The organism is Pelomicrobium sp. P1, assembly GCF_052805615.1.
In genome coordinates, this window is the sequence record NZ_JBRBEM010000019.1 from 47,093 (window position 1) to 54,647 (window position 7,555).

At 67.2% G+C, this 7,555-nt stretch carries 8 protein-coding genes; 4 read left to right on the top strand and 4 right to left on the bottom strand.

Annotated elements, in window-relative coordinates; genetic code table 11:
* The 4 genes from ACUVYZ_RS16080 (at position 1) to ACUVYZ_RS16095 (ending at position 2,765) form a co-directional block, all read left to right on the top strand.
* Entirely contained in the window at positions 1–189 is a 189-nt protein-coding gene (locus ACUVYZ_RS16080) for a hypothetical protein (RefSeq protein ID WP_439935420.1), read from the top strand.
* Positions 190–342: 153 nt separating this feature from the next.
* Complete coding sequence (locus tag ACUVYZ_RS16085) at positions 343–1,857, top strand: aldehyde dehydrogenase family protein (protein WP_439935419.1); 1,515 nt, start codon at positions 343–345, stop codon at positions 1,855–1,857.
* A 49-nt stretch (positions 1,858–1,906) separates the two neighbouring features.
* Positions 1,907–2,287, top strand: coding sequence for a YajD family HNH nuclease (locus ACUVYZ_RS16090; protein ID WP_439935418.1), 381 nt, complete (start codon positions 1,907–1,909; stop codon positions 2,285–2,287).
* Positions 2,288–2,348: 61 nt separating this feature from the next.
* Positions 2,349–2,765: an NfeD family protein gene (locus ACUVYZ_RS16095; protein ID WP_439935417.1), complete on the top strand. Its 417-nt coding sequence runs from the start codon at positions 2,349–2,351 to the stop codon at positions 2,763–2,765.
* A 56-nt stretch (positions 2,766–2,821) separates the two neighbouring features.
* Here the strand turns inward: ACUVYZ_RS16095 and ACUVYZ_RS16100 are convergent, their stop codons facing one another.
* The 4 genes from ACUVYZ_RS16100 to ACUVYZ_RS16115 are packed head-to-tail and all read right to left on the bottom strand — an operon-like array spanning position 2,822 to position 7,308.
* Complete coding sequence (locus ACUVYZ_RS16100; RefSeq protein ID WP_439935416.1) at positions 2,822–4,318, bottom strand: methylaspartate mutase subunit E; 1,497 nt, start codon at positions 4,316–4,318, stop codon at positions 2,822–2,824.
* Positions 4,296–5,711 carry a methylaspartate mutase accessory protein GlmL gene (glmL, locus tag ACUVYZ_RS16105; protein ID WP_439935415.1) on the bottom strand — a complete coding sequence of 472 codons (1,416 nt, stop codon included), beginning with the start codon at positions 5,709–5,711 and terminating at the stop codon, positions 4,296–4,298. Before glmL ends, ACUVYZ_RS16100 begins: the two co-directional genes overlap by 23 nt.
* 30 nt (positions 5,712–5,741) lie before the next feature.
* Complete coding sequence (glmS, locus tag ACUVYZ_RS16110; RefSeq protein WP_439935414.1) at positions 5,742–6,176, bottom strand: methylaspartate mutase subunit S; 435 nt, start codon at positions 6,174–6,176, stop codon at positions 5,742–5,744.
* Between the two features lie 37 nt (positions 6,177–6,213).
* Entirely contained in the window at positions 6,214–7,308 is a 1,095-nt protein-coding gene (locus ACUVYZ_RS16115; protein WP_439935413.1) for a mandelate racemase/muconate lactonizing enzyme family protein, read from the bottom strand.
* Positions 7,309–7,555: the final 247 nt, after the last annotated feature.

A 7,555-nucleotide genomic window follows, 5' to 3' on the forward strand; every position in this document is an offset into this window, starting at 1 on the left:
ATGAGCGCAGTGTTGAAGAGCATCGAAGACCGGCTCCCCCGGCCGGTCGAAGAGGAGGCGTCCTTCGGCGACGCCTCCGGGGAGTACCGGGCGTGCGGCTGCTGGCGGGAAGAGCGTCATCCGCGCACCTTTCCGAGCCGGCTGCAGGGCGATCCCCGCGCCATCGAAAATCCTTTCGGCGATCTTTGAACGGCGCCAAGCGGCCGGAGATCCTCCGTCCGGCTGAGCGATAGAGGTTTCGCCCCGGCTGGGGCGCGCCTAAAATTCCCTTTTATTCGAAGAGCGCCCGTTGCGCCTTGGCGCGGGCGGGTGTCGTCTGTGCATCGTCTTTGAGGAACCTCCATGTCCAGCGTCGAACCTCTGCGCACCCCCGCGAGCCCCGCCAAGGCCGCCGCCCTGACGGAAGCCCGCCGCCTCGCCGGCCAGGTCCTGGTGGACGGTCGGCTTCAGCCTCCGCCCAGCGGCCGCACCTTTCCGGTGGAAAATCCTGGCGACGAAACCGTCATCGCGGAAGCCGCCCGGTGCGATGCCCGGGACGTGGCCTGGGCGGTGGAGGTCGCCCATCGGGCCTACCCCGCCTGGTCGCACCTCCCGGCCCGGGAGCGGGGCGACCTGCTGCGCCGGGCCGCCGACCGGCTGGAGCAGGAGGCGGAACCCCTCGCCCGGCTCCTGGCGTTGGAGACCGGCAATGCCCTCGCCACCCAGTCTCGGCCCGAGGTGGCCGGCGCCATCGAGCTGCTACGGTTCTTCGCCGGCCTGTGGTCGGAGCTCAAGGGACGCACGATCCCCTGGGACCCGGATACGCTGGCCTACGTAGCGCGCGAACCGCTGGGAGTGGTCGGCGCCATCATCCCGTGGAACTCGCCCCTCGCCCTCCTGTGCGTGAAGCTGGGTCCGGCCGTGGTGGCGGGCAACACCCTGGTGGTGAAGAGCGCCGAGCAAGCGCCCCTGACCGTGACCCGCACGGTGGAGATCCTGAACGAAGTCTTGCCTGCTGGCGTGGTGAATGCCATCTCCGGGTTCGGGGAAGAGGCGGGCCGACCCCTAGCCGAGCATCCCCTGGTGCGCAAGGTAAGCTTCACCGGCTCCGTTTCGGTGGGTCGGCAGATCCTGCGCTACGCCGCTGAAAAGCTTTGCCCGGTTACCCTAGAGCTCGGGGGAAAGAGCCCGAACATCGTGATGGACGACGCCGACCTAGACAAAGCAGTGCCAGGAATCATCGCCGGCATGCGCTTCACCCGCCAGGGCCAGTCCTGTTCCGCCGGCACCCGCATCTACCTGCACGACCAGGTCTACGACCAGGTCGTCGCCCGCACCGTGAAGGAACTGGAGAAGCTCAAGATCGGCGATCCCTTGGACGAGGCGACCCAGATGGGGGCCATCATCTCCCGGGAGCAGTTCGAGCGGGTCAAGTCCTACGTGGACATGGCCCGCGCCACCCCGGGCGCTCGCATCCTGTGCGGCGGCGGCCCCGCACCCGGGCTAGACAAGGGTTACTTCTACACGCCCACTCTGATTGAGGGGGTTCCCCACACCTCCCCGGTGTGCACCGACGAGATCTTCGGTCCCGTGGCGCTGCTGTACCGGTTTAGCGACTTCGACGAAGCCCTCACCCTCGCCAACGATACCCAGTACGGCCTCGCTGGGGCGCTGTGGACCCGCGATCTCGCCAAGGCCCTCGCCTTCGCGGAAAAGCTCCAGGCGGGTTTCGTGCAAGTGAACCAGTACGCGGGGCCGAGGGCGGGGCTGTCCTACGGCGGCTATAAGATGAGCGGGCTAGGGCGGGAGTATTCCCTAGAATCCATGCTGGAGCACTTCACCGCCACCAAGACGGTGATCGTGAATTACGGAAAGTAACCGCGGTGCGTCCGTTTTCAGCGGACCGCCAGCTTGCAGGAGGCCAGCCATGCCGCCCGGCAAACCGCCGGACAAGGCACGCCTCGACCGTATCGTGGCCGAGGCCCGGCGCGCCCGGGAGGAGCGGGAGAAAGGGTATCGGGCGCGGGCCCTCAAGCTCTTTCCCTGGATCTGCGCCCGGTGCGGGCGGGAATTCACCCGCGCGACGCTCTATCAGCTCACCGTGCATCACCGGGACGGCAACCACGACAACAATCCGCCCGACGGCAGCAACTGGGAGCTCCTGTGCCTCTACTGCCACGAGAACGAGCACGCGCGGGTCGTGGACGAGTCGGTTCGCGGCCGGCCCGCGCCCGGCACCGAGCCTGAATCCCGGGCAACCTACAAGCCGTTCGCCGGCCTGGACGCCTTGCTCGAACGCAAGAGATAACGACCCACGGAACATTCCGCCGCAGTCCTCGGCCTAAGGAAATATCGGGCATTACCCTCCCATGACGGTCGGTCAACGCGTCGTATTGCTTCTGCTGGCCTTTCCGTTTTCGGCGCTGCTCGCCGTGGGCGTGTACTGGGGGCTCGACCTGCCAGCCCGGTACGGGCTTCCCATCGCCGCCCTGATCTTCATCGCCATCGAGCTTCTGCTCCAGCGTCTTGCCTCCCGAATTCGACCCCAGGTCGGCCCCGAGTCGCTTCCCGGCCAAGAGGTGGAGGTGCTCTCCGACTTCCAGCAGGATGAGCACGGGTTCTACGCCGGGCACGTACGGCTCAAGGGGGAACGATGGAAGGCACGCGCCGCGGTCCCCCAGGAACACGTGCCCCGCCCGGGCGCTAAAGCGCACATCGAGCGGGTGGAAGGGGTCACGCTTTGGGTTTCGCCGAGCGCTCGTCCGATAGATAAGCCCGGCCGATAAAAAAAGCCGGGCACAAGGCCCGGCGCAAGGGAGGAAGCAATGGAAACCCGATGGGTTCAGTCCCGCGCCCAAGCGTCGCTCATAAGCCGTGCCAGGGGCTCGGAGATTTCGTAGACGCTCGCCACCGCCAGCTCCGGGCCGAAGGGCACGCCATCCTTCTCCGCGCGCCGCTTGAGCCGCTCCTCGTGGATCTCCAGCACGTCCTTCGGGAAGGGCATGAGGCCAGGATCCAGGATGCGCAAGTACCCCTCGGCGTCCCGGGCCGGCATCACCCGGCTCTTGCACCAGCGGTTGGGGGACCAGGGGATATCCATGACGCCGGCTTCGAATGCGCGCACCGCCCCCACCGCCGCGTCCCCGTCCCCCATCTCCAGGGTCTTGTCGATGATGGGCCGCACTTCCCGCTTGATCAGCTCCACTTCGAACTGGAACTCGGGTAGGGGATCGAGACGGATCCGGCGCGCCAGGTAAATCCCCATGCGCGTCATGCGCAACCCTTCCGCGTTCGCCTGGGGCGTGGGGATGCCGAACGCCTCGTGGGTGGTCTTGGTGGTGACCGACACCGCCCCGGCCACGGCGGCCAGCGTTCCGCCGTAGACCACCAGGGCTGCCGACTGGGCCTCGTCGTGGGGCCAGGCGCCCATCCAGTGGAGAAGGGTGACTGGGGTAAATACATCCGTGTAGCCCGCCTTGCGCAGGTATTCCTGAACGAGATCCTGGCAAGCCCGCACCGCCGCCGCGTCCTGGACGAGGTGCAGCGTCTGCCCCATCTCCAGGCCGTAATTCTTGACCCCCTGGGCGGCGGCCAGCAGCGCGTCCAGGACGCAGGTCATGATGGCGATGCAAGGCGGGATGTTGGTGCCGGTGAGGAAACCCGGCTGGCGCCGGTGCAGCTCGACGCCGTGCTCCTGGTACAGCGCCGCCAGCCGGTCTAGGTACTGGTAGTTGCGGATACCCTCCTCGATGGAGAGTTCCTTGATGTAGGAAGTGGTGTAGGCGATGCCAGAACCCAGGTAGCCCGAATAGCCCGAGGCGAAACCGATCTCCCCCGTGAGCTTGGGCATGGCGGTGCCGGTCAGCATGATGGCCGGCTTGTCGATGGCCTCGATCAGCTTCTTGCTCACCTCAACCCCGTAGTTCACGATGGGGTAGCCGTTCAGCATGGAGCGTCCTTCCCGCTCCGACTCCTCGATCCCCTTCTGCGCCAGCACCCACTGCTCGTTGCGGGTGTAGCTGTCGGTGGTGGTGGGCACGATGTCGGCTAGTCCTTCCTTGTCCAGGATTTGCATCAGTTCCAGTTGCAGCCGGAAAGTGCCGAAGCCACCCCGGGGTTGGGTAAGGCAGCGGCCCTCCTGCACCGCCCGCCGCATGACGTAGGCGAGCCGCTTGTGCTTCGGCAGCCGCTGGTGCAGCTCCACCGCCCGCTCGAGCACCACCTCCTTCCCCGTGGGCCAGCGGGCCAGGTTCTCCCGGCGCATGGCGTCGAAGGCGTCATCGGGGATCCGTTCCTGGGAGAGGGGTAGCCGAGTCTCAGGCGCCGACGGTGCGTTCATGACGGGACTCCTTGTGCACGGGAACGAGGCAGTTGCAGCCCAAGCGCAGCGCGGCTGCCGGCTCCACCTGGGCGAGCAAGCCGCAGGCGTACAGGGAATAATCGCGGTCGAGCATAAGCCGCGGAGCCCTCGGCCGCAGAGACCAGGGCTCAGCAGGATCGAACAGGGCCGTCTCCAGGATCGCTCCAGGATCGGCGCCGTGGACCAGCACGCCGCCGGTGCCGATCACCGTGGCCACTTCCCGCAGGTCCTTGCCGTGCTGCACCTGGACCGGTCCCTGGACCGTGTAGACGGTCTCCAGCGTCCCGGCGTGGCGCTGGACCGCCAAACGCACGGCGGCGCGGCCGAGGGCCAGATCGAGGGCCCGCTCTTCGTCGCTTTCTGGCAGCCGCTCCACCTCGCGCGAGAGCTCATCCACCATTTGCCTCACCCGGTCGGCGGGCAGTCCCGCATCCCGGGCCAAGGCCTCCAGACCGACGATCTCGGCCACGGCGCCAATGTTGTGGCGCATGCCCAGGTCCCCTTCCACGGTGCGCTTGACGCGCGGCTCCGGCAAGCCGTGGGGTATGATCCCCGGCTGGGTCGGCTGCCCGTCCGCCACCGAATGCACGTCGGTCGTCGCCCCACCCGGATCCACCACCAGCAGGGGCCCCAGCCCCGGCTGCCCTTCCCAGCCGTCGGCCAGCAGCCGTGCCGCCTCCATGACCGCCTCGGGCGTAGGCATCAACACCTGATCGAACAGGGCCTGGGCCCGGTCGATGCCCTTCGCGTGCACGATACGCTCGATGAACACCCGGCGGATGGCGGCACGGGCGGGCTCGATGTTGAGCACGTTGAACTCGGGCATCACGTTCTCGGCAACGATGACCGTCTTGCCGCCGAGGAGCCGTTGAGCCTCTTCGGCCGCCGCCCGATTACCTGCGTAGACGATGGGACACGCGAGGGAGGAGGTTCCTAGCGCTTCGGCGTTGTGCAGGATCACCTCGCTGTTTCCGCCGTCGGTGCCGCCTGCGAGCAGCAGGATGTCGGGGGAAAGCGCCTCGATCTTTTTGACATCGCCGCGGGTCAGGCGATAGGCGAAGGTGCCTACTAGCTTCGCCCCGGCCCCGAGGGCTGCCCGGCGGGCCGCTTCCGCGGTGAGTTCCCGCACCAGCCCCACCGTGACCATGCGCAAGCCCCCAGCCGCGCTGGAAGAGGCGAGCCGGTAGGTAAACCTGGGAAGCGGACCGATATGGGCTTCCAGGTCCTGGAGCGCCGTGACCATGCCCACGGTGATGTCGGTGGCAACGGTGGACGGCCCCTGGCCGGCGCCGATGATGCGGGCATTGTCCACGTCCACCGCCCGCAGCTTGGTGTAGGTGCTGCCGAAATCGATGAGGAGCGCCGTCTTCATGCGATCAGCGAAAATTTCCCCCCTGGTGAATCACGCTTCTGTCTTTTGCCTTTCCCGGGCCTCGAAATCCCGGGCGAGGGCCTCGATCACCTCGTCGGTGCGCGTGCCGGGGGGGAACGCCCGGTCGAAGCCCATGGCGAGGAAGCGTTTCTCCACGTCTTCCCAGCGCTGCTTTCCCACCACCAGGTTCCCGCCCACGTAGAGCAGGATGTTCTCCAGGCCCGCTTCGATGCACTTGTCGCGAAAGCCCCGGCAGTCCAGCTCTCCCTGGCCGTAGAGGGAAGAGACCAGGATCCCATCAGCGTTCGTCTCCACCGCCGCCTTGATGAAGTCCTCGGCCGGGGTCAGCGCCCCCAAGGCCACCACCTTGTAGCCGGCCTTCTCCAGCGCCATGGACAAAATGCGGTTGCCCACGATATGGGTGTCCGACCCTATGACCCCGGTGACCAGCGTTTTCCGTCCCATCATCCCATCCTTTGGAAGCGCTTACATGCAAACACGCTCAAAGCGCGGCCGAGGCTTTCGCGGAAAATCCTTCCCGCGCCACCGTGTAGCGTGCCAGCGCGTCGCGGTCGAGGGAGGGCCGATCGCCCGGCTCCAGCACGATGGCCCCGCGCTCGAACCGGAGGGGCCGCTCCAGCAGGCGCGACACGGGCTTCAAAAACCCGTTCATCTCGCCCGCGTTCCCGATCGTTTCCCGGGCGACGCAAGCCTCCATCCAGCAGCCGATCTCGCACGCCACGCCGTTGCCCAGGACCGGTTCCATGCCCAAAGCGCGGATGCGCTCGATGCCGGCCTTGAGGCGATCGAGGCTTCCCATTTTCATGAGCTTCAGCTTGATGAAGCTGGCGCATCGCAGGCGTGCGGCGCGCTCGATATCCTCGATCCCGTAGATGGATTCGTCCAGCATCATGGGCACCGGCGAGATTTCGGCCACCGCCTTGGCCGCGGTCCAGTCCCCCGCAGCGCAGGGTTGCTCGAAGAGCTCGACGCTGGCCGGATCCAGCGTCCGCAAGAAGCGGCGCGCCTCGTCGACGTTGTAGCCCTGGTTGGCGTCGATGCGAAGCCGGGCCCGCCCGCGGTTGAACCGCTGGACCAGGGCCACCTTGCGCGCGTCCCGCTCCGGATCGAAGCCCACCTTGATCTTGAGGGTGCCGTGACCTTCGCTGAGGAGCTTCTCGATCTCCGACTCCAGCTCGTGGGCTTGCGTGCCGTTCACGAGTCCCAGCAGAGGCACTGTCGTCGTTCGCTCCACCGACAAACATGGATGGCCCTCCAGCATATCCACAGCCGTGGCGAGGGCCGTGGTGGTGAAAGGCGCCGCGCCGACCGCCGCCTCGGCCACGCGCTTCGCGTCCAAGGGGGAGCGGCCCACCATTCGGGGCGCCAGCTCCCGGGTCAGCGCCCAACTCCCGTCAATGGTCTCTTCGGTGTAGCCTGTGAGGAGCGTCGCCTCCCCCAATCCTTCGCGGCCGTCCGAGTCCACCGCTTCCACCAGGAGGGTGTCGAAGGCCCTGACCGGCCCGAACGCGAGCTTGTACGGGGTGGTCAAGGGCACCTGGAGCCGATAGAGCGTGACATGCTCGATGACGCTCATGATTCTCCTAAGGGTTTGCCGCGGCGCTCGCCGGGCGCCTTGGGGCGCCCGGCCCGCTGGGCTTTGGGCGGGTCGATCCCGCTTCTCATCCTTGCGCGAGGGCGCGCGGGCGCCCTCGGGGCCTCACACGTAGTCCTTGTACTTTTCCAGCAGCCGTTTGGGCTTGGAGAGGGCGTCGCGGCGGAAGGGGTCGCCGAGCTCGCGCGAGACCAGGATTTCGAGGATGGTGGTTTTGCCCTCGGCCTGC